Below are 21,095 nucleotides of genomic sequence, written 5' to 3' on the forward strand. Positions count from 1 at the left end.
GAAGGTAAGAAGGTAAGGGCTGAAGTAGCCTGACGAGTAAAGGGACGGTGGAGCAAGTGATAATCGGGGTACCCAAGGAAACGAAAAATAACGAGCACCGCGTCGGCATGACGCCGGGCTCGGTGGTGTCTTATGTGCAAGCGGGCCACCAAGTGCTGGTAGAGAGCGGTGCCGGAGAAGGCATCGGGTTCGGCGACCAAGATTATGAGGCGGCAGGAGCCCGGATCGTCCCAACGGCGGCGGAAGCTTGGGCCGCTGAAATGGTCGTCAAGGTGAAGGAGCCGATTCCTGAGGAATTCGGCTATTTTCGGGAAGGCCTTATCCTGTTCACGTACCTGCATCTCGCACCGGAGCCGGAGCTTACGAAGGCTCTTGTAGAGCGCGGAGTGACGGCGATTGCCTATGAGACGATTCAACTGGATGACGGGCGGCTGCCGCTACTGATGCCGATGAGCGAGGTGGCGGGCCGGATGTCGATTCAGATCGGGGCGCATTTTCTGGAAAAAGCGCACGGCGGCAAAGGCCTGCTGCTTGGCGGCGTTCCTGGCGTCGAGCCGGGCAAGGTAACCGTCATCGGCGGCGGCATCGTCGGGACTAACGCAGCCCGGATGGCCGTCGGCCTGGGCGCGGAAGTGACAATTATCGATTTAAGCGCGGAAAGGCTGCGCCAAATCGATGAAATGTTCATGGGCCGGGTCAAAACGCTGATCTCCAATCCGTTCAATATCGCTCAAGCTGTGCAAAGGGCCGATTTATTGATTGGAGCGGTACTGATTCCCGGTGCGCGGGCGCCGCGTCTCGTGACGGAGGATATGGTGAAGGCCATGTCGCCCGGCTCCGTCATCGTCGACGTGGCGATCGACCAAGGCGGGTCCATTGCCACCATCGACCGGATCACAACCCATGACCAGCCGGTATACGAAAAGCACGGCGTCATTCATTATGCGGTCGCCAATATGCCCGGGGCGGTCGCCCGTACCTCCACCATCGCGCTGACTAACGTCACGACTCCCTACGGCCTTCAAATTGCCGGGAAGGGCATACGCCAGGCGGCGCTCGGCAACAAAGCCTTGGCCAAAGGCATCAATGTAATGGCCGGTCAGGTAACTTATCCGGCCGTGGCCGAAGCGCAGGGGATAAAGGCTGCCGATATTTTCACCTTGCTGCCATCCGAAGGGTGATAATAGGTACAGGGCTGGTTCTAAACTTGAAGTAGAATAAGGAGCAAACGACCAAGGAGGGATTCATTTCATGCTACGGACGAAAATCATTTGTACGCTGGGGCCGGCATGCGACCGGCCGGAAATCCTGAAGGAGATGATTCAGGCGGGGATGACTGTCGGGCGGCTGAACATGGCCCACGGGGAGCCGGAAGAGCATGCGCGGCGGATCGAAGGTGTCCGTCAAGCTGCGCGGGAATTGGACACGTTTATTCCGATCATGATGGATATCAAGGGACCTGAAGTGCGGATCGGGAAACTGAAGGAAGCATCCTGCCAATTGATTGCGGGAGAGGAACTCATCCTGACGACGGAAGAGATCGAGGGAGACGCCCGCCGGATTTCCGTCAACTACCCGGAGATGCCTAAGGTGGTACATGAGAACGACCGGATTCTGATCGACGACGGCCTCGTAGAGCTGCGGGTGCTCTCCGTAGAAGGCTCGGAGATCACCTGCCGCATTATCAGCGGAGGGACGCTCAAGCCTCGCAAAGGCGTGAACCTGCCGGGGATCAAAACGACCCTGCCTGGCGTAACCGAACGGGATATCCGCCATATCGGCTTCGGCTTGGAACAGAATATCGAAATGATTGCGGTCTCGTTTGTCAGAAAAGGAGACGATATCCGTGAGGTCCGCCGGATTCTGGATGAGCGCGGCGCAGGCCATGTACAGATTATTTCGAAGATTGAGAATGAGGAAGGCATCGAGCATTTGGACGACATTCTGGAAGCTTCGGACGGCATTATGGTAGCCCGGGGCGATCTCGGGGTTGAGGTTCCGGTCGAAAACGTACCGATGATGCAGAAGGAAATGATCGACAAGTGTAACCTTGCCGGCAAACCCGTCATCGTGGCTACGCATATGCTGGAGTCGATGCAGGTCAACCCGCGTCCGACGCGTGCCGAAGTCAGCGATGTTTACAACGCCGTTATGCAGGGAGCCGACGTGGTCATGCTGTCCGGAGAGTCCGCTGCGGGGAAATATCCGGTTCAATCCGTCCGGACGATGGCCAGAGTGGCCCATCAGGCCGAGGCGATGATCGATTACTACGATCAATTCGACCGGAAAAGAAAGCAGCATGCCACCAACATCACCGAAGTGATCAGCCAAAGCGCAGTCAGCGCTTCGCTTGAACTCGACGCTAAGGCCATTATCACCTCCACGGGGAGCGGCTTTACGGCGAGAATGATCTCGAAGTACCGCCCGAAGGCTCCGATCTTGGCAATTACGCATGACGTGCACGTACTCTCAAAGGTGTGTCTGCTGTCAGGGGTATTTCCATTTCAGGGGGAGCAGGTGTCCGCTGTGGATGAGATGTTCGATTCGGCGATTCGAAGCGCTTTGAAGACAGGATATGTAACTCCCGGTGATACGGTTGTACTTTCCGCCGGATTGCCGCTTGGTCAAGCGGGAACGACCAACCTGATTCAAATTCAACAGGTAAAGCCTTGAGTGCTTTTTCAAGGTTAGAAAGACCTCCAAATTTCCGGTCATTCCGGGATCTGGAGGTCTTTCAATTTAATTTGCACCCGCGTTATCATGATGTCTTTCCTGGACTTTTTGAAAACATATTCCGGACGCCATGCACGCCGAGGAGAAGCAGTGGCAATCCAATGCTAATGATGATGATATACGGGGTCCAAATCCTCTTGTCCCAATCATGTTTAAAAGGAATATTAGGATAAATGAAGACCGCCAAAGAGACCATAATCCATCCGATTGGCAGGACCAGCGGCTGATAGTTTTTAATATTAAATAACTGGCTTATGCCGGTAACAATAGCGTACATATATAGAGTGATGCGAAAGAATAAGGTAATGAACCACATTACAGCCATGATCGCCTCTATGCGCTGAAGGAAATTACCGATATTGATTTTTTGGGCGAGCATATAACTAGGATATGCGCTTTTTGCCGCTAGATCCGGACCCAGCACTAGAATTGTCAATGCAATAACGATAATAAGCACCCCTCCCCCCAACAGGCTCCCGATATAAACCGCTTTTGGGGCATCTTGCGGGCGGGCGACCGATGATGGATAGAACATCAGCAGGACAATATGCGGCAAATAGGCAATGCTTAAAAAAGAAAGTACAGCCGGGAAGATCGGACCTGTTCCGTGCTCGAGAATAGGCATCGCCCTCTCCCATTTAACGATCGACAACAACAGAACCGTCATGGATAGAAATAGCAGAAGGAACCATGGAAACAGCAGCTCAGCGGACCTGGCCAGCACTTCAATCCCTAATCGGATACCCAATACAATAATGGCTCCGAAGAGAAGCAGAATCGCCTGAATGGGAGTTTCGGGGAGGATCTGGATGATCATGAAGCTGCCGATATCGTACAATACCGTGACGGGTCCGCCCAAAAATAAGGTAACCAGAAACAAAAGATTAACCGTTTTGCCGACCCATTTTCCAAGCAGCTTCTCGGACATTTGCAATAAGTTCGTTCCTGGATACATTCGCGAGAGTTGATGATGCAGCGCCAGGATGAGAAGGCCGAACCCCAACCCGGCCAACGCGGCGATCCAGGCATCCTGCTTGGCAATGTTGGCCACGCTGGAGGGAATGATCAGAATAGCGCTGCCGATCGTGTAGAGGGCAGTTAAAATGCTGAGCTGACGTAATGAAATTTTTACTTCCGGCATGTTCCTGCCCCCTTCCTTATTGGATCAAACCCATCGCGGAGAGAAGATCGCTGAACGGTTTGATGATCATCGCAATCCATATCAAAGGTGTGGGGATTTCGGTCATGAAGCTCTGGGCCAGGCTAAGCCCAATACCAATCAGCAATAAGACCGAGAACCCCCAGATTTCCCGGCGTTCCCCTTCCCGGATCATTCGGGGGAATTCGAGCCAGGATATTAACGCGGCGGACACTAAAATAAAAACAATATTCAGCATGGTTATTCCTCACTCCTTGAGTTCGTTCAAGAAGGAATTACCGGTAGTTCCGTTCCGGCGGATTGTGTAGTCAACCTGAATATGAGTTTTCAAGTTCGGAAAATAGTATTCGTTCCAATCTTCCTTCATTTTTGCCCACACCCTTGGATGTGAACGGCGGAGTACTTCCCCGAAGCCGAAAATATCCACTTTGTACTCCTTTTGCACTTTCGCGATTACCGATTCCAGGAGGCCCGTGACCTTTTCTTCCATCCGGGTTTCTAACTCTGTGATCGTTTCCGGTTTAGTTAGATCCAGGCCTCGGCACTCCACGGAAGCTACATTGGCCTCGACGTACACCTTGATGTCCATCTCAGGGCGCGAATCGACAATCTTTCCCTTGGTCTTCGTATTTGTTTTCAGTATTTCCAATACCACTTTTCCTTGGTTTTTACATCGTTCGAAGCCCACCGAGCTTTTCACTTCTCCTATCAGAAACCGGTATCCGCGGCTATCCTTCTCGTCTAACCAGCCGATCAGTTTGTCCAGCTTAAAGACGGCGAGACCGGAATATTGCAGTTGACTGGGCGTATAGATATTTAATATGTTTTCCTTGGTCTGCCCTATATTCCTGTCACCGCTAATCTCCAAGCCAGTCAGGACAGGGTGTTTACCTTCCTTGATAAGATCATTGATCAATTCATCCAAGGTTACCGCTTTGCTGGGCGACCAGGCTTTTGCTGCGGTTTGCAGGGAATTGAACAATTTGTTGGCCGGAATGGTTTCAAGTGGGGTCATAATTTTTAAAGTTTCCTCCGCTGTTACTCCTCTGGTGACTACAAGGAAGAAATCAGTTCTAAATTCATGATCTCTAAGCAGAAAATCCAAAATTTCAGCGATCCCTTGCCTGGCCATCGACTCGCCGATCAGGAATACCCGGAGATGGGGGAAATATATTTTTCGCGGACTGATTTGAGTCATTCTCCGCGCCGCTTCGAATAAAGTATCGCCTTCCGCCGTATATAAGGTTGCAGGGGCTTGGGAACTCCCGGCCTTTTTCGAAGCGACCTGACCGGGGATGGCGACCTGGACGGATAAGCGGTAGCGATCCCCTACCTTGTCCACGCCCGCTGCAACAGCTATGGCTAAATCGTTTAATTCCCTTCGGCTCCAGCAACCACTAAGAAGTAAAGAAACGGCAAGATTAAGCAGAATTAACGCCGATATTCGCTTCATCAAGTTTCACTCGCTTTCTGGCTTGTCTGTCATTTCTTCTATTCTCGTGATTTTTCTGGAGGCGTGCTCTTTCTGCGTGTCATATTCTTCTTATTTATAATCCGGGGACGGGTCAGCAGCAGCCAATGCGGAAGTCTGATAATTGCGTCTTTTTGCCCATCGGGAATTAATGGGGCAAAAGGAGCCATATATGGGATTCCGAATGACCGCAGGCTGCATAAATGAAGAATCAGGGTAGTGACGCCAATGAAGATGCCGAAAAGTCCGAAGGAACCGGCTAGTAACATTAACGGAAAGCGAAGCATCCGAAAAGCGATGGACATGTTGAAGGAGGGGAGCACGAAACTGGATATGGCCGTGGTTGCGACTACAATAACCATGGCCGCCGAAATGATCCCCGCCTCCACGGCGGCTTGTCCAATGACGAGCGTTCCTACGATAGAAATCGCGGAGCCGATATTTTTAGGCAAACGTACACCTGCCTCTCTCAGGATCTCGAAGGTCAACTCCATCAATAGAGCTTCTACGAAGGCGGGAAAGGGAATCTGTTCCCGTTGCGATGCCAGACCAAAGAGAAGCTGGGTCGGCAGCATTTCCTGATGAAACGTGGAAATCGCGACGTATAGGGACGGTGCCAGCAAAGAGATAAATATGCTTAAGTACCGGAGCATCCGCAAAAAGCTGCTGATATCCGCACGTTGATAATAATCCTCCGCCGCATGCAGGAAAGAGACGAAGAGAGCTGGAACCACAAGAACAAACGGCGTCCCATCCACCAAAATCACGACTTTCCCCTCCAAGAGTTCAGCCGCCACTACATCCGGACGCTCCGTATTGTAAATCGTGGGGAAGGGGGTCAAGGTTTTATCCTGAATGATTTCTTCGATATATCCGCTCTCCAGGATCCCGTCTACATCTATGACAGCAAGCCGGTCGCGTACCTCTTGGACTATTTTCTCGTTGGCGATGCCTTGGATAAACATAATACTGACATTAGTCTGGGTGCGCCGCCCAATTTGCTGCGTTTCCAGCCGCAAGTCAGGATCTTTAATTTTCCGGCGAACTAAAGCGGTATTGGTCCGGATCGATTCGGAAAAGGCTTCGCGTGGACCGCGCACGACGTTCTCCGCCGAGGTTTCCGTGACCCCGCGGTCCTTCCATCCGGGCGTAGAGACTGAGATGCCTTTATTTAATCCTTCGAATATAAGGATCGTATCTCCTGAGAGAAGGTCGTGCAAAAGCGATGTATAGTCCTGGACCTCGGAAAAGTCTTTTAATCCCGAAGTGATATCGTCCAAAAGGTGTTGTCCGTCCAAGGGAGAAGAACACGAAGAACCATCTTTATAACCTTCCGAAATAGAGGAGATAGGCCTCATAATTGAATTGTTAATTTCCTTTGGATCGGCCAGCCCGTCCGTGTAAATAACGGCGATCGACGGCTCTTTTGACCCCGAAACGGGTACTTCTCGAATAATAATGTCAGTGCTGTTTCCGAGCATCTTTTTGATTTGTTGTAAATTGGCCTTAAGATTGCAATTCAAGATGTCCGATGAGCTTGATTCGGGCTTAGCTGGAGATGGCGGCTCCTTAGCTGATGCTTGAGTTTTGTTGGTGAACTGATTGCTTTTTCTTCGATAGCGCATAGGTTGTCTTCCTCTCGCAAGTTGAGCTATCCCACCATTATTTCCGAAGGAATCGCAAGGTAAACTTACGGGATCCGATCAATCTTTCTATCCACACACTCTCAATCCGGTATTGAGGTATACTATTTAACAGGACTGTTACGATTCGAAAAGAGGGATCACTGTGCAGAATATTAATGAAACGATGGATGCTTCAGCGATACAAAATCTGATCGACAAACAGAAGCGGCTCGTAGCTTCCGGAGGAACACGGCCTCTGGCATTCCGGATGAAGCAGCTGCAAACACTGAAATCAGCCGTCAAGAAATATGAAAAAGACATCATGGAGGCGTTGCGGCAGGACTTGCGCAAATCTCAATATGAGGCGTACACCACGGAAATTGGATATTTGCTCGACAGCTTAGGCCATACGATGAAGCATCTGAAGCGTTGGATGAAGCCGAAAACAGTGCGGACCCCTGCCATGCATTTCGGCTCGAAAAGCGTAATTTACCCTGAGCCGTACGGATCGGCCCTGATCATCGGGCCGTTCAACTACCCGTTTATGCTCGTTATGGACCCGTTAGCCGGGGCGATCGCTGCCGGGAATGCGGCTGTCATCAAGCCGTCGGAATTTACCCCGCATGTGTCGGCGGTCATCGCGAAGCTGATCCGGGAGCATTTTGATGAAGATTATATACGGGTCATCGAGGGCGGAAAGGAGACGACCTCGGATCTGATTCATGCCCCATTTGACCGGATTTTCTTTACAGGGAGCACGCAGGTCGGGAAGATCGTCATGAAGGCCGCCGCCGAGCATCTTGTTCCGGTTATTTTGGAACTGGGAGGCAAAAGCCCTTGTATCGTGCATAGTGACGCCGATCTCGAATTGACCGCCAAGAGAATCGTATGGGGGAAGTTTGTGAATACCGGCCAGACCTGTGTCGCTCCGGACTATGTGCTTGCCCACAAGGAGATTAAGCCTGCCCTCTTGGTTAAACTGAAAGAACAGATAACGGCCTTCTACGGGGCTGACCCGAAACAAAGCCCTGACTTTGGACGCATCGTCAACGAGCGGCATTGGGAGCGATTGACCGGACTGCTGGAACCCTCTAAAGTCGTGACCGGTGGAGAGAGCGACCGCGGGGATTTGTACCTCGCTCCGACCTTGATGGATAAGGTGCAGTGGGGGGACAAGGTGATGGAAGAGGAGATTTTCGGGCCGATATTGCCTATTTTGGAATACGAGCATCTGGACCAGGCCATTTCGATGTTGAATTCCAGACCTAAACCGCTTGCCCTTTACTTGTTCACTGCGAATAAGGGAATCGAGCGCAACGTGATGGAGGCGGTGTCTTTTGGCGGGGGCTGCGTAAATGACACCATCTTGCATTTGGCGACACCGTATCTGCCCTTCGGCGGTGTAGGCCAATCCGGGATGGGCTCATATCATGGCAGGTACAGTTTTGAAGCCTTCTCCCATATGAAAGGCGTGCTGAAGAAATCGACACGGGTGAAAATCAACTTTATTTTCCCGCCCTACAGTGATAAGAAGCTGAACCTGATAAAAAAGGTGATGAAATAGGCCGCTTTTTGCATAGGAACGGGGACATGATACAATTTTCAAGAGGAGGGATTACAATATGAAATTTCGCAGATTGGGAAAGACGGAGCTGAACGTGTCGGTTATCGGGATCGGAACCTGGCAATTCGGCGGAGAGTGGGGCCTGCAGTTTACGCAGGATGAAGTCGACGCCATTCTCGACAAAGGCCAGGAGCTTGGCATTAACCTCATCGATACGGCCGAATGTTACGGCGATCATTTGTCCGAATCGTTTATCGGCAACTATATCGGCCGCCGCAAACGCGAGGATTGGATTATCGCGACGAAGTTCGGGCATCACTTCCATGAGCGGTTTACCCGGACAGATATGTATGGCGCCAAAGACGTGCTGGTGCAACTGGATGCTTCTCTAAAGGCGCTCCAAACCGATTATATCGATCTTTACCAATTCCATAGCGGGCCGGATGCGGCTTTTGATAGCGATGAATTGTGGACGATGCTGGACAAGCAGAAGCAAGCCGGCAAAATTCGCCATCTCGGCACCTCCATCGGAAGCAATGATAACCTGCATCAGACCGAGGCTTCGACGAAAGTGAATTCCGAGGTCATTCAGGTCGTATATAACCGGTTGGACCGCGTGCCAGAGCAGCGGGTATTTCCGTCCTGCGAGCGGCAGGACCTCGGCGTGCTGGCCCGCGTACCGTTGGCCAGCGGGTACCTAAGCGGCAAATACAAGCCGGGCGCCGTGTTTGATACGACCGATGTCCGGCACCGTCACGATCCGGAGAACACGCGCCGCAAGCTCGAAGAAGTGGAGCAGATCGCACGTAACGAGGTGCCGGAAGGCGTGAACATGGCCCAATGGGCACTGGCCTGGTGCCTTCGCCACCCGGCGGTCACCGCGGTGATTCCAGGCTGCAAAAACCCGGCGCAGGTGGAGTCGAACGCAAGTGCTGCGCAATTGGTAACGGAGTGATCAACATAGGAGAGGAATCGAGGTGCGGGAGCATCCGGTTCCTCTCTTTTTTTTGCTATATTCGACGTAATTCACGATCATAACCTTACATATCACAGACAGAATCTCAAATTATATAAAAATATGACATTCTTATTGTTTTTTACTTATTTATTTACAATTTTCTAGTTGACGTTTGTAAATATTGACATTATAATTACATATAAATACATCATATTCTAGATTTTGGATAATGATTGGAGTTTTTGCCGAATTGGATAAGGGGGTGATTCGCCATTTGATTTCCACAACCACGATTCGCGCAGAAATGGAAGACCACATCAAGAGAGAAGGGGGAACCCTTCAACAATTTTCCGAACTTTCGGGTGTGAACGTCGGTACCTTAAGCGGTATATTAAATGGCAATCGGCCGATCGCCCTCGGGCAACTCGATCGTATCACGATGGCGATGGGACTCTCCGAAGGTTACTTCTATGATTTGTACGTAGATGAATGTTTTATCCCTACCGCTCCGCATTGGCGGAGACTCAGACCGTTTTTACTCCGTTGTGCGGAGATAGATCGGCTGGACTGTATTGAACAAGTGCTAGGTCGTCTGCTTGAGGATTTGAAGCAGGTCGGAGGAATCTTCGAAACGGCCGAGTTAATGTTGGAGCAGGGGTGGAAGGAAGCAGCCGCTGTTTTGTATGAAGTTGTGATCGAGAGTGAAAGATCCAATCATTCGGAGCGGCTGGCCATGAGTTATTATCGATTGTTTCAAATCTATCAATCGGACAGACTGAAGGGGTTTAAGGCAGCTTTACAATTCCTCCCTTATTGTTATCGTCTGCCGGAAGCACTAACGCTTGATGGCCTATTAATGTTAACCGAGGTGTACGCCGTTAGGTTTAATTGGGCCGAAGTTGAAAACTATGCTGATGAACTTAGTCAATTTACCTGGAAGCTGTATGAACGAAAGATCTGGAAAGACCAGGACTTTAAACCGGTTCGGCCTCTCGTATTTTATTATGGGACTGCGTATTTATATAAATCGGGTACCTATGAACTCCGGGGGATGTTTGAGGAGTCCAGAAAATGGATTGCCAAATATGCGGATCTAAGCTGGTTTGAGGGAATGGATGAGGCCGGGCTTGAGGAAGTTCGACAGTTGCAAATGTTCGCCGAAGCTAATTATCTATGCGTGGATATTAAATGTGGTCAGAGTTCAAAGATCCCGGAATATGTCACCTTTTTGGAAGCGCATCCAGATGAAGTCGTCGAGGGATTAATCACTTTAATTGAATCGGCAAATCGTCATCAATTCTTTATCGACGATGTTCTTACCAAATTCTCAAATGAAATCGAACAATACAGAATCACCGGCAAGGACAACTTTTTCACCAGGAGAGCGATAGGGGAAGATGGTACAAAAGTTCCCCCGTATTTTTTTCGATACTCCGTTTTCTTTCAGAACTTTGCCCTTTATAACTTTAGGAAAGATTTGTATGAAGAGGGCTTAAAGTATATTTTATACAGCATGAATATGTCCATGAAATTAAGCAGCAAAGACATCATGGTTAATAGCATGGCATTGTTTGAAATGTATCGTCGGTATGCTTCGGAAACTCAATGCAATGAATATTATGAACTTTGTAGAAGGGTGTGGGATTATGAAAAAGAAAATGTCATGGGTGGTTTCGGGTATGCTTATGTTTAGTTTTGCTGTTGTAGTTGCTGGACCAACGATTACTCCATTCTTCCATGGATGGGGCGGACGGTAATAATCCTTCCGATTTGAATTTCATTTTAAGTAGGGTCAGCTCACAAGCTGATCCTATTTTCATCTTTTCTAAATTTGGAATTTTTTATAATATGCATAATGCCTCAACATGTATTGTTTGGCAACACTCAATAATATATTCATAGGGTGAGAGCTATGAATAATAAGGAGTATATGAAAATGAAAATTGAAAAAGAGAGACAAAAATTAAACCAATTAGCTGAACAATACGGATTGCGCCATAAGGCAGTGCTTCATCAATCTCTGCTTTTAGATAAATTGATCAATAAATACAACAAGGCCAAATACGCAGAGTTGCAAAGGAAGCAGCCGATTGCATGAAGGAAGCCCGGATGATGAAGATTCAGCAAATGATCCTTGTCCTTGGCGATAAAACTTAGAGAAGAGCTGTGCCCCGTGAAGAGGACGCAGCTCTTTTGCATGTTTCTGGAACGAAATCGCCGTTAATTGTTATTTTATAATTTTACGGCTCCGATGCCATCTCAAATCATAGTATAATGGGAAAAGTTGAGAGGTGGGTGGATGATGTCGCATACAATTTTGCTGATAGAAGACGATGCTTCTATTATAGATATGCTTGCCGGGTATTTAACCAAGGAAGGGTATACGGTCCGTTCCGCTAATAACGGCGAGGAAGGACTAGTTCTATTTCGAAGAGAACCCTTTGATCTGCTTGTTGTGGATATTATGATGCCCAAGCTGGACGGGATGGAGGTCATTAAGACCGTCCGGGAGACCAGCGCGGTTCCCATTCTGATTATGTCCGCCAAGGACAGCGATATCGATAAGGCGCTGGGACTCGGCTTCGGTGCCGATGACTATATTGCCAAGCCGTTCTCCTTGATTGAAATCACAGCCCGGATCAAGGCGGCGATCCGCAGATCGACCTTGTACGCCCGGCGTGAGCCGGAGGAGAAGCGGGATACGATGATCATGCTGGACCGGCTGGCGATCGATCTGGATAACTACCTTGTTCGAAAAGATGAGCAAGAGGTCAAGCTGACCGCCAAAGAGGCGGAGATTCTCAAGCTGTTTCTCAAAAATCCGAATCGTGTTTTTACTAAGGCGCAAATTTACGGCTTTATATGGAACGACGATTATTTGGGCGACGAGAATGTCATTAATGTACATATCCGCCGGCTGCGCGAAAAAATTGAAGAAGACCCTTCCGACCCGAGATACTTGAAAACTTTGTGGGGGATCGGATACAAGTGGGATGGACGCGAATGATGGACCTTGCGCTGATCGGCATTATTTTAATTTTGTCCGGACTTCTCTATAGACAGCATTACAAGTACAAGAAAAGAAGCCACCAGTTGGGACGGGTTCATGAAAGGCTGCAACGAATTTTGTCCGATAAGACCGGGGAAAAGCTCTTGCTCTTTACGGAAGATCCCGAGCTCAGGGTGATTCTTACTGACATCAATCAATTGCTGGAATCCAACCAGCGTATTCTGGCGGAACGAACGGGAACCGAGCAATCGATCCGCAGGATGTTGTCCAATATTTCGCATGATTTGAATACGCCGCTTACCGTGGTTCTGGGCTACATTGAGACGATCCAGCTCGATCCGGATATGGAAGCCGGAGAGAGGGCGGAAATGCTGGTTAAGATTACTCGGAAGGCCAATGAAGTAATGGAAATGATCCGGCAATTCTTTGATCTGGCGAAGCTGGAGTCGGGAGATCAGCCGCTGCCGCTGACCCGGGTTCTTTTGAATGAAGTGTGTCGAAGAAACATACTTGCCTTTTACGAGGTTCTGACGGGCAAAGGGATGGAAGTGGACATCCGGATTCCGGAGGAGCCGATTTACGCGTATGCCAATGAGGGCGCTCTGGACCGGATTCTGCACAATCTGATTTCAAATGCGATTCGTTACGGCAGCGACGGAAATGTCGTGGGGCTGACCTTAAAACAGGATCAAGATCATGTACATATCGACGTATGGGATCGGGGAAAAGGGATTGCCGTCATTCATCAGGGCCGGGTTTTCGACCGGATGTACACGCTGGAGGATTCCCGGAACAAATCGTTCCAGGGCAGCGGCCTGGGTCTTACGATTACCAAAAGGCTCGCTCAAAACCTGGGTGGAGACGTGCATCTCTACAGTAAGCCGTACGAGAAAACTATTTTTACCGTTCAGCTGAAGCCATTCCGGTATTAGGTTGAACTGAAGCCTACAGGAAGCAGAGGGTCTGCTCTCTTTAGGCTTTTTTTAAACCATCAGGAACTTAAGAATTAAGTAAGATTTGATTAATAAATACGACCAAATCGGCTTTTACAATAAAACTATGAAGAAAAGAAAGCCAACCTAAAACAAAGGAGCGGGACGAGAGATGAGCTCGATTCTAAGAACGACGCAGTTGACGAAAGTATTTCAGGGGAGAGAAGTGGTCTCCAATGTCAATATGAACATTAAGCAAGGGGAAATTTACGGATTTTTAGGGCCGAACGGCGCCGGCAAAACAACGATTATGAAAATGATCACGAATCTGGTGAAGCCCACTGGCGGAGAAATTGAGATTTTCGGGGAAAAGCTGACCCCCAAATCGTACCATCTGCTGGGACGGATGGGAACGATCATTGAGGTGCCTGTCTTTTACGACAGACTGAAAGCCAGGGAGAACCTGGAGCTGCACTGCGAGTACATGGGCTATTACAACAAGAAATCGATCGACGATGCCTTGGAACTGGTGAATTTGACGAATATCGACAATAAGCCGGTAAAGGATTTCTCGCTGGGTATGAAGCAGAGACTGGGTATCGCTAGAGCGATTATCACCAAGCCCGAACTGCTGATTCTCGATGAACCGATCAACGGACTGGATCCCGTAGGCATCAAGGAAATACGTGATCTTTTTAAAATGCTATCCAAGGAGTATGGCATCACGCTGCTGGTGTCCAGCCACATCTTGGGGGAAATGGAGCAGATGGCCGATACGATCGGCGTCATCAATCACGGGCGTTTGATTGAGGAGGTTCCGATGGACCGGGTACGGGAGCGGAATACCGAATATATCGAGCTGATCGTGAGCGACAGCAAGAAGGCCGCATTCCTGTTATCGGATCAATTGAATTTGACCAATTTCAAAGTCATCGACGAGCATACGCTCCGCGTGTATGATACCCGTACTGCGCAGAATGAGATGACCAAAGTTCTGGTCGTGAACGATGTGATGATCGAGTCGATTCACAAAAAGAACAGTTCTCTGGAGGACTACTTCTTGTCCTTGTTGAATGGAGGCGAATTAAGTGCTTAATTTAATGAAGCTGGAATTGAAGAAGAATAAGATTCGCGGTAATATTGTGGGCGGATTTATTGCGACCTTCCTGATCATGTTCTTTGTGATCGTTCTTAATTATGATACTACGGAAGAGATACCTTTCTCCGATTACAATGCCATATTTGCTTTTATCAATACCTTTACATCCATCACGTTCACCATATTCGCGTCCGTGCTGCTGGCCAAGTATATTATTGATGAATATAAAAGCGGCTCTATCACGGTGCTATTTATGTATCCGCTGGAACGCAAAAAGCTGCTTCTTGCCAAAATCGCCGTTGTCTTCCTGTTTACGTTCCTATTCGGGATCATATCCCGTGTTGTGATTTTCACTGGCTTCTACTGGTATAACCAATATGCCCATTTTATTCCCGGTACCTTGGGGACCGAATTGCTGCTTCAACAAGGCGTCGGCGTTCTCGTGAATTCGGTCATGGTCAGCTGCATCAGCCTGGCTTCACTCTATTTCGGGATGCGTAAGCACTCGGTTCCCGCTACGATCGTATCTGCGATTATCATTGGAGTTATTTTGAATTCCACGAGTGGAACCAATGGTTTTACGCTAAATTCGATCATTATTATTCCCGCTACATTCGCTGTGATCGGCATCCTGGTTGCGTATTTGGCGATTCGGAACGTGGAGGTTAAGGATGTAACGTAAGGGAGGTGGCAAATGGAATGCTAAATTTAATAAAACTGGAAATGCAAAAGTATAAACTAAAGGGTACCATTCTGGGAGGGGTCATCGCCATTCTCATATTCATGGGCTCCCTTATCGCGGTAAACTATGACGAACCTTTAAAAAGCTACAAAGAAGCGTACCTGTTGACGAACTCCGCTTCATTCATTTTCATCATTTTTGCTTCCGTATTGTTATCGCAGTTCATTATCAATGAATACAAAAACAAAACCGTGACCGTGCTGTTCATGTACCCCTTAAGCCGGAAAAAGCTCCTGACGGCAAAGATGTCTATCGTTGTCCTGTTTACTTTTGTGTTCAGCTTGCTCTCCAGGGTAGTGATTTTCACCGGATTTTATATTTTCAATCAGTTCGCTCAGATCGTTGACGAGGAGCTAACGAATAGTATGCTGGTTAATTACGGAGCCGGGTTTCTGTCCGGGGCGGTCATGACCAGTTGTATCAGTCTTGTCCCGCTTTACTTCGGAATGCGGAAATACTCGGCGTCCGCAACTATCGTCTCCGCGGTTATCCTTATGGCGGTTTTGAATATCGGCAGCGGTACAGAGTTTACCTTGAATTCCATCGTTTATATTCCCGCAGCTTTGGCGGTGACCGGTGTCCTGGTTGCTTTGCTTACTCTCCGAAATGTGGAGGGCAAGGACGTCTTATAAAAGAATGAAACCCCATGGATATCCACCTAAAAGTGAACATCCATGGGGTTTCTGAGTCTTTATGAGGACTTGCTGATCCTCTTATATTCGTTCGGCGTAACGCCGACGATTCGTTTGAACAGCTTGTTAAAGTAAGCCGGATCGGGGTATCCGACCTCGCTGCCGACTTCATGTATTTTCAGCTCCGCGGATTCAGCCAGCAGTTGCTTCGCCTTGCGAATCCGGACTTCGATCAGGTAGTCGGTTATGGTCAGACCGGTTTCATGCTTGAACAGCTTGCTAAGATAGCTCGGCGTTAAATACACCATGCTGGCCAGATGGCTCAGGTCCGCCGGTTTGTCATAATGCTCGGCGATCCACTTCTTGACGATTTCCACGGATTTGCCGCCTTGGGCGAGCCGGCCTTCGCGGATTTGCTGCAAAGTCTCGGAGAACTCCTCCATAAAGCGGTCCTTTAGTTCATGGAACGTCAGGCAGGTCAGCAAATGTTCCTCCAATTGCAGCGGAAGGCCCGGCCCGAATATTCTCGCCCATTCCGGGAGTTCGGTGCCTGCGATTTCTATCGCAAACCGGCAAAGTTGAAGGATGGAAGCGCGCGAAGCCTTGGCCTGCTCAAGCTCATGAAGCTGCAGCTCCAGGCTTTTCAGCGCTTGAGGAATATTTAACACTTGGACGGCTTGAGCGAGCGTCTCCCGGTTTCGCGCGAACAACCCGGCCACATCGGGCTCCTGTTCGTAAGCCGGGCTGAAGCTGGAATAGCCCCAGGCCTCCCGTCCATACATGCCGCGGTCACAGGCGGTCTTTGCCTCGTAATAGGCTCTGCCAAGTTCCGACGGATGGCTGTATCCGAGGCTCGATCCGGCCATAACAATACCCGGATGGGGGAATTGCCGGAGCGAATCCGCCAGCCTTGCTATATCGTCAGCATCCGGCAGCTCATTATAATAGCTGACCAGGGTGATGCCTTCCTCCCCGGTGTCCACAGTGTCAAACCGGAATTGGGGCTGCCGCCGGAGCAGGGAGACGCTGGAGTGGAGCGCCTCCATATCGCTGCCCTTGAGGACGGTTACCGACAAATGAGGCAATGGCAAGATGAGCTCGGGAAGTCGGTCGCAGAGCGCCGGATCGCCCTTCAGGTAAGAAAGGAGGAGGCCGGAACGCAGTTGCTGCTCTTTTCCCAAGGCAAGCTCTTTGTCCTCGTCTAACTGATATAGCAAACCGAATAACTGTTTTTTGTTGATCGGTTTCAGCAAATAATCCACCGCCGAGTATCTCAGCGCCTGCCGCGCATATTCGAAATCGGTAAACCCGCTCATGATAATGCAGCGGGCTTCGGGCCGAATGCTCCTCAGTTCCTTGATCAGCTCCAGGCCGTCAACGAGCGGCATTCGGATATCCGTAATGACTGCGTCAAATTCCGAGTCTTGAGCAAAGTCCAGCAATTCTTGTCCGTTGGAGAAAGAACCGGTGATAAGAAACCGGTCGCTCTCTTTGCCGATCATCTTGCCTAATCCTTCGCGAATGGATAATTCGTCGTCGACAATGACAATTCGCAGCATAGCCTATTCCTCCTTTAAGCATAACTGTTCGGTTCCGGCAAAGGCATTTCCCCAGTCCTCAAAAAGCCGGAAATACGCAGGGTAACTATCGTACCTTCTCCAAGTCTGCTGCTCACGACAAGCCCCGAATTCTCTCCATAATGCAGGCGAACGCGTTCATTCACATTACGCAAACCGATGCCGAATTTATCCGTCTTTCCATCCTTTAGGCTTTGATTGAGCGAAGCCAGTCTTTCCTCGTCCATGCCGACCCCGTCGTCATGAATGGTGAAAATCACATCGTCCCGTTCGCTCCAGGCTGTAATCGTGATCGTCCCGGGTTCCGCCTGCTTCTCCAGCCCGTGGAAAATGGCATTCTCCACAATCGGCTGGAACACCAATTTAATGATCGGCAAGGAATGATACGTTTCAGGGATCAGGAAGCAGTAACTGATTTTCTCCGGAAATCTGAGCTGAAGCAGCTGCAAATAATTTTCCACATGCTGCAATTCTTGCTTCACGGTAACGATCTCATCGCTGCGGGTAATGCTGTAGCGGAGCAGCAGTCCAAGCAGATAGGTCAGCTCTGCGACGCGGTCGTCATCATTCAGCTCGGCCAGCATGCGGATCGATTCCAGCGTGTTATAAATAAAATGCGGATTGATTTGATTTTGCAGGGCCAGCATATCGGCCTTTTGTTTGCTCTGTTCCGTTTCGTACACTTCCTGCAGCAGGTCGCGGACCCGGCCGATCATCCGGTTGAAATGGCTGCCCAGCATCCCGATTTCATCGTTGTATTTCACATTCACCCGGACATCCAGCTTACCGCGCTGCACCTGCTTCATTAACTGGACGGTCCGCTTCATCGGCTTGGTGAGTGCATACGAGATAAACATCGCCACCAGCAGAGCAAAAGAAAGAATCGACAGCGTCATGATCATCATGGCGTTACGACTCTGCTTCATTGGAGCGAGCAGTTCCTTAAGCGGAATATACACAAGCGTCTTCCAGCCGGTGCTCTCGGAAACGGAATAGACCGCCATATACGGTTCGCCGCCGATGTCCAACCGAAAGTTGCCCCGCGACGCAGTCGCCTGAGCGAGTAGAGGGCTTCCGCTTAAGTCTTTGCCTAGCTCGGCCGGATCGCTGTTATAGACGACCTTTCCAAGGTCATCCACGATCAACGTGTCGCCATGGGTTACCGTGTTCAGGGGCTGAATAATTCCCTCGAATAAACTGATATCGACATCGATGACGATCATTCCGATATTTTTGAGCGTGCTGACAGACTGGATAGAACGCATGACGGTAAAAACTTGCCGTTGTTCGGAAACGTTGACGCGGATCGGGTGCGTGCCGGTCAGTACCGTAGCCGTGCTGGCCTGCTCGGTCCGAACCCTCCATTCCGCCAATCTTTCGTAAGGATACAGCTCATTGACCCCAGGCTTGTTATAGTAAAAAATCGAATTGTAATGATCGATCATATAGACGGCGGAGATTTCTTCTTTCGTGTTCGCCAGATACATAAGAAACATATTGACGCTTGAGTTCTTATCCCAATCCGTCCCCTTCTGGTCAAGATATTTTTGAACGTCCTTGTTATACAGGGGAAGGATGGTATACCGCTTCAGATCCGCAATATACCTGTCGACTTTATCCATCGCGTTGTCTGTCATTTGGCCTGCCGACGCCGTCGTGCTGGCGAGCACGGAGTTGGAATTGGTACGGTAGGAAGAGTAACTGACATAGGTGATCGGCAGCGTAATTAAAAATACGAAGATGACCACCAGTTTTTTCTGCATCGACAGATTGGCAAAAAACAGCCACGATTTCCGGAATAGATTACGGATCAGCTTGATCAAAAGAACCCCTCGTCCTTTCCTGCAGATTGCCTCCTATTTTACCGCACCGCTCGCAACTCCTTCAAAGATATATTTTTGGAGGAAAAAGTACAGCACTACGGTCGGCAGCAAAATGAGCAGGATCGCGGCGCTGATCAAATTCCAGTTGGCGATGTTAATGCCCTGGAAGCGCATCAGAACGGTCGTTACGACCCCCAAGCTCTGTTTTGGCATGTAGAGATAAGGGGTGTACATGTCGTTGTAAATACTGATGGATTTCAGAATGATCAACGTCGACGTTGCCGGCGTCAGCAGCGGGAAAATGATCGACCGGTAAATCCGGAAGAGCGAAGCGCCTTCCACCATGGCGTTCTCATCGAGATCCACCGGAATGTTGCGGATAAACTGCAAATAGAGAATGATCTGGATGACATCGGCTCCGATATACAGAATGATGGGGGCACCCATCGTGTTGTACAGTCCGAGCGACTTGATGATCCCGAAGGTAGCTACCTGGGTCGTAATGCTTGGAATAACGGTGGCAAACAGGTAAAGCCCGAACACCGCCTTTTTCATTCTGAAATTAAATCGGCCCAGCACGTAAGCAACCATCGTGCCAAACATAATGTTAAATACAAGCGCCACGCAGATAATGATCAATGTATTGCCGAAGCCGCTCAGGAGGCCGCCCCGTTCAAAGACAACCTTGAAGTTCTCGAAGTTGAAGAAGCTCTTCGGCAGGGCCATGGTGCTGGCCGTGTTGAATTCCTCATCCGCTTTGAACGAGTTTACGATGACCACATAGGGAGGAAACAGGACCACGAAGACCCCGATCAGCAAAGAGAGGTACTTTAACGCGTCCATAATCTTGAATTTTTTCGCGTTCATTTGTTGTTCCCTCCTCTGCTAAGCACAAATTGCTGAAGCCCTACTACCGCAATGACAAAGAACAGGAGGATGATGCTCATAGCGGACGCAAGACCGTAATTGTTGAAGGCGAATGCGGTATCAACCACGCGCTGCACATAGGTTTGGCTCGCTCCGGCCGGTCCGCCCTTGGTCAATACGAACGGCAGGTCGAAGACTTCGAGCGCTCCCGTCACGGTCAGGAACAGGTTCAACTGGATGACCGGCTTCATGTTGGGCAAGGTGATGCGCCAAAAGGTTTGCCAGGCATTGGCGCCGTCGATTTTAGATGCTTCGTAAATGTCCTTCGGAATAGCCTGCAGGGATGCGATATAGATGACCATGTTATAGCCCATAAACCGCCACAGGCCGGTTGAGGCAAGCGAGTAGTTGACGAGTCCGGCGGTGCCGAGCCAGCTGGTTTCGCCCAGCTTGGTCAGCCCGATACTGTTCAGGAACAAATTCAGCGAGCCCTGTGTAGTATCAAATACATAGCCGAACATAAAAGCTACCGCAACGCCATTCATAATGTAGGGCAGGAACAGGAGCAGCCGGAAGCCGTTTCTTCCGCGCAGCCTGCCGTTCAGCACCACGGCGAAATAAATCGCCACGACGTTCTGGATTAATCCCATGACAAAATAGGCGAAGTTATGAGTAAAGACCCCGAAGATATCGGGATTCGAGAATACTTCCTTATAGTTATCCAATCCAACCCAAGGTTTCTCCGGGCTGTATCCGTCCCAATCCGTGAAGCTGAAGAAGACGAGCTTGGCGGCCGGGTAATAGGTGAAGAGCAGCAACAAGGCTACCGGTATGAGCAGGAATGTAAATATGATGATATTTTTTTGTCTGTTGTAGGTCATAGTCCTGAACATTCCTTAAATC

General features: G+C 49.6%; 19 protein-coding genes. 11 read left to right on the top strand and 8 right to left on the bottom strand.

Annotated features, from left to right (window positions below; translation table 11 throughout):
* The first annotated feature begins 56 nt into the window (after positions 1 to 56).
* Entirely contained in the window at positions 57 to 1,181 is a 1,125-nt protein-coding gene (ald, locus tag KJS57_RS08470; RefSeq protein ID WP_213654524.1) for an alanine dehydrogenase, read from the top strand.
* Positions 1,182 to 1,251: 70 nt separating this feature from the next.
* Positions 1,252 to 2,673 (top strand): pyruvate kinase, encoded by a 1,422-nt coding sequence (gene pyk / locus KJS57_RS08475; RefSeq protein ID WP_213654416.1) that lies wholly within the window; start codon positions 1,252 to 1,254, stop codon positions 2,671 to 2,673.
* 85 nt (positions 2,674 to 2,758) lie between these two features.
* Here pyk and KJS57_RS08480 read toward each other — a convergent pair whose 3' ends face one another.
* From KJS57_RS08480 to KJS57_RS08495, 4 genes are read right to left on the bottom strand one after another with little or no spacing between them, the layout of a single operon-like run.
* Positions 2,759 to 3,874, bottom strand: coding sequence for a GerAB/ArcD/ProY family transporter (locus tag KJS57_RS08480; protein ID WP_213654417.1), 1,116 nt, complete (start codon positions 3,872 to 3,874; stop codon positions 2,759 to 2,761).
* A 16-nt stretch (positions 3,875 to 3,890) separates the two neighbouring features.
* On the bottom strand, positions 3,891 to 4,130 hold the full coding sequence (locus KJS57_RS08485; RefSeq protein WP_211022356.1) for a hypothetical protein: 240 nt from the start codon (positions 4,128 to 4,130) through the stop codon (positions 3,891 to 3,893).
* A gap of 9 nt (positions 4,131 to 4,139) precedes the next feature.
* Positions 4,140 to 5,345, bottom strand: a complete 1,206-nt coding sequence (locus KJS57_RS08490) for a Ger(x)C family spore germination protein (protein WP_213654418.1) — start codon at positions 5,343 to 5,345, stop codon at positions 4,140 to 4,142.
* A 38-nt stretch (positions 5,346 to 5,383) separates the two neighbouring features.
* On the bottom strand, positions 5,384 to 6,988 hold the full coding sequence (locus KJS57_RS08495) for a spore germination protein (RefSeq protein WP_213654419.1): 1,605 nt from the start codon (positions 6,986 to 6,988) through the stop codon (positions 5,384 to 5,386).
* Between the two features lie 184 nt (positions 6,989 to 7,172).
* On the opposite strand from KJS57_RS08495, the gene KJS57_RS08500 reads away from it, so the two are divergent.
* The 9 genes from KJS57_RS08500 (at position 7,173) to KJS57_RS08540 (ending at position 15,925) form a co-directional block, all read left to right on the top strand.
* On the top strand, positions 7,173 to 8,552 hold the full coding sequence (locus KJS57_RS08500; RefSeq protein WP_213654525.1) for an aldehyde dehydrogenase: 1,380 nt from the start codon (positions 7,173 to 7,175) through the stop codon (positions 8,550 to 8,552).
* Positions 8,553 to 8,610: 58 nt separating this feature from the next.
* Positions 8,611 to 9,507, top strand: a complete 897-nt coding sequence (locus tag KJS57_RS08505; protein WP_213654420.1) for an aldo/keto reductase — start codon at positions 8,611 to 8,613, stop codon at positions 9,505 to 9,507.
* Between the two features lie 253 nt (positions 9,508 to 9,760).
* Entirely contained in the window at positions 9,761 to 11,203 is a 1,443-nt protein-coding gene (locus KJS57_RS08510) for a helix-turn-helix transcriptional regulator (RefSeq protein WP_244861452.1), read from the top strand.
* A 243-nt stretch (positions 11,204 to 11,446) separates the two neighbouring features.
* Complete coding sequence (locus KJS57_RS08515; protein WP_244861453.1) at positions 11,447 to 11,608, top strand: aspartyl-phosphate phosphatase Spo0E family protein; 162 nt, start codon at positions 11,447 to 11,449, stop codon at positions 11,606 to 11,608.
* A gap of 204 nt (positions 11,609 to 11,812) precedes the next feature.
* Positions 11,813 to 12,517 carry a response regulator transcription factor gene (locus KJS57_RS08520; protein WP_280520370.1) on the top strand — a complete coding sequence of 235 codons (705 nt, stop codon included), beginning with the start codon at positions 11,813 to 11,815 and terminating at the stop codon, positions 12,515 to 12,517.
* Positions 12,499 to 13,452, top strand: a complete 954-nt coding sequence (locus KJS57_RS08525) for a sensor histidine kinase (protein WP_306434207.1) — start codon at positions 12,499 to 12,501, stop codon at positions 13,450 to 13,452. Before KJS57_RS08520 ends, KJS57_RS08525 begins: the two co-directional genes overlap by 19 nt.
* Before the next feature lie 172 nt (positions 13,453 to 13,624).
* Complete coding sequence (locus KJS57_RS08530; protein ID WP_213654423.1) at positions 13,625 to 14,548, top strand: ABC transporter ATP-binding protein; 924 nt, start codon at positions 13,625 to 13,627, stop codon at positions 14,546 to 14,548.
* Positions 14,541 to 15,233 carry an ABC transporter permease gene (locus KJS57_RS08535; RefSeq protein WP_213654424.1) on the top strand — a complete coding sequence of 231 codons (693 nt, stop codon included), beginning with the start codon at positions 14,541 to 14,543 and terminating at the stop codon, positions 15,231 to 15,233. The genes KJS57_RS08530 and KJS57_RS08535 overlap by 8 nt, the downstream gene beginning before the upstream one ends.
* 17 nt (positions 15,234 to 15,250) lie before the next feature.
* Positions 15,251 to 15,925, top strand: coding sequence for an ABC transporter permease (locus KJS57_RS08540; protein ID WP_213654425.1), 675 nt, complete (start codon positions 15,251 to 15,253; stop codon positions 15,923 to 15,925).
* Positions 15,926 to 15,984: 59 nt separating this feature from the next.
* Here the strand turns inward: KJS57_RS08540 and KJS57_RS08545 are convergent, their stop codons facing one another.
* From KJS57_RS08545 to KJS57_RS08560, 4 genes are read right to left on the bottom strand one after another with little or no spacing between them, the layout of a single operon-like run.
* The gene (locus tag KJS57_RS08545) at positions 15,985 to 17,484 is read right to left on the bottom strand and encodes a response regulator transcription factor (protein WP_213654426.1); all 1,500 of its coding nucleotides are present in this window, start codon (positions 17,482 to 17,484) and stop codon (positions 15,985 to 15,987) included.
* Between the two features lie 14 nt (positions 17,485 to 17,498).
* On the bottom strand, positions 17,499 to 19,325 hold the full coding sequence (locus tag KJS57_RS08550; RefSeq protein ID WP_244861454.1) for a cache domain-containing sensor histidine kinase: 1,827 nt from the start codon (positions 19,323 to 19,325) through the stop codon (positions 17,499 to 17,501).
* 33 nt (positions 19,326 to 19,358) lie between these two features.
* Entirely contained in the window at positions 19,359 to 20,192 is an 834-nt protein-coding gene (locus tag KJS57_RS08555; protein ID WP_213654427.1) for a carbohydrate ABC transporter permease, read from the bottom strand.
* A complete protein-coding gene (locus tag KJS57_RS08560) occupies positions 20,189 to 21,073 on the bottom strand; it encodes a carbohydrate ABC transporter permease (protein ID WP_373316812.1) in 885 nt (294 codons plus the stop codon). The genes KJS57_RS08555 and KJS57_RS08560 overlap by 4 nt, the downstream gene beginning before the upstream one ends.
* Positions 21,074 to 21,095 lie beyond the last annotated feature (22 nt).

Origin of the sequence: Paenibacillus vini (assembly GCF_018403325.1) — a bacterium.
Classification (GTDB): domain Bacteria; phylum Bacillota; class Bacilli; order Paenibacillales; family Paenibacillaceae; genus Fontibacillus; species Fontibacillus vini.

Bases quoted from the DNA above. Each gene is read 5' to 3' on its own strand.
- pyk (WP_213654416.1), top strand. From the start codon at position 1,252: ATGCTACGGACGAAAATCATTTGTACGCTGGGGCCGGCATGCGACCGG.
- KJS57_RS08480 (WP_213654417.1), bottom strand. From the start codon at position 3,874: ATGCCGGAAGTAAAAATTTCATTACGTCAGCTCAGCATTTTAACTGCC.
- KJS57_RS08485 (WP_211022356.1), bottom strand. From the start codon at position 4,130: ATGCTGAATATTGTTTTTATTTTAGTGTCCGCCGCGTTAATATCCTGG.
- KJS57_RS08490 (WP_213654418.1), bottom strand. From the start codon at position 5,345: ATGAAGCGAATATCGGCGTTAATTCTGCTTAATCTTGCCGTTTCTTTA.
- KJS57_RS08495 (WP_213654419.1), bottom strand. From the start codon at position 6,988: ATGCGCTATCGAAGAAAAAGCAATCAGTTCACCAACAAAACTCAAGCA.
- KJS57_RS08500 (WP_213654525.1), top strand. From the start codon at position 7,173: ATGGATGCTTCAGCGATACAAAATCTGATCGACAAACAGAAGCGGCTC.
- KJS57_RS08505 (WP_213654420.1), top strand. From the start codon at position 8,611: ATGAAATTTCGCAGATTGGGAAAGACGGAGCTGAACGTGTCGGTTATC.
- KJS57_RS08515 (WP_244861453.1), top strand. From the start codon at position 11,447: ATGAAAATTGAAAAAGAGAGACAAAAATTAAACCAATTAGCTGAACAA.
- KJS57_RS08520 (WP_280520370.1), top strand. From the start codon at position 11,813: ATGTCGCATACAATTTTGCTGATAGAAGACGATGCTTCTATTATAGAT.
- KJS57_RS08530 (WP_213654423.1), top strand. From the start codon at position 13,625: ATGAGCTCGATTCTAAGAACGACGCAGTTGACGAAAGTATTTCAGGGG.
- KJS57_RS08540 (WP_213654425.1), top strand. From the start codon at position 15,251: ATGCTAAATTTAATAAAACTGGAAATGCAAAAGTATAAACTAAAGGGT.
- KJS57_RS08545 (WP_213654426.1), bottom strand. From the start codon at position 17,484: ATGCTGCGAATTGTCATTGTCGACGACGAATTATCCATTCGCGAAGGA.
- KJS57_RS08555 (WP_213654427.1), bottom strand. From the start codon at position 20,192: ATGAACGCGAAAAAATTCAAGATTATGGACGCGTTAAAGTACCTCTCT.
- KJS57_RS08560 (WP_373316812.1), bottom strand. From the start codon at position 21,073: ATGACCTACAACAGACAAAAAAATATCATCATATTTACATTCCTGCTC.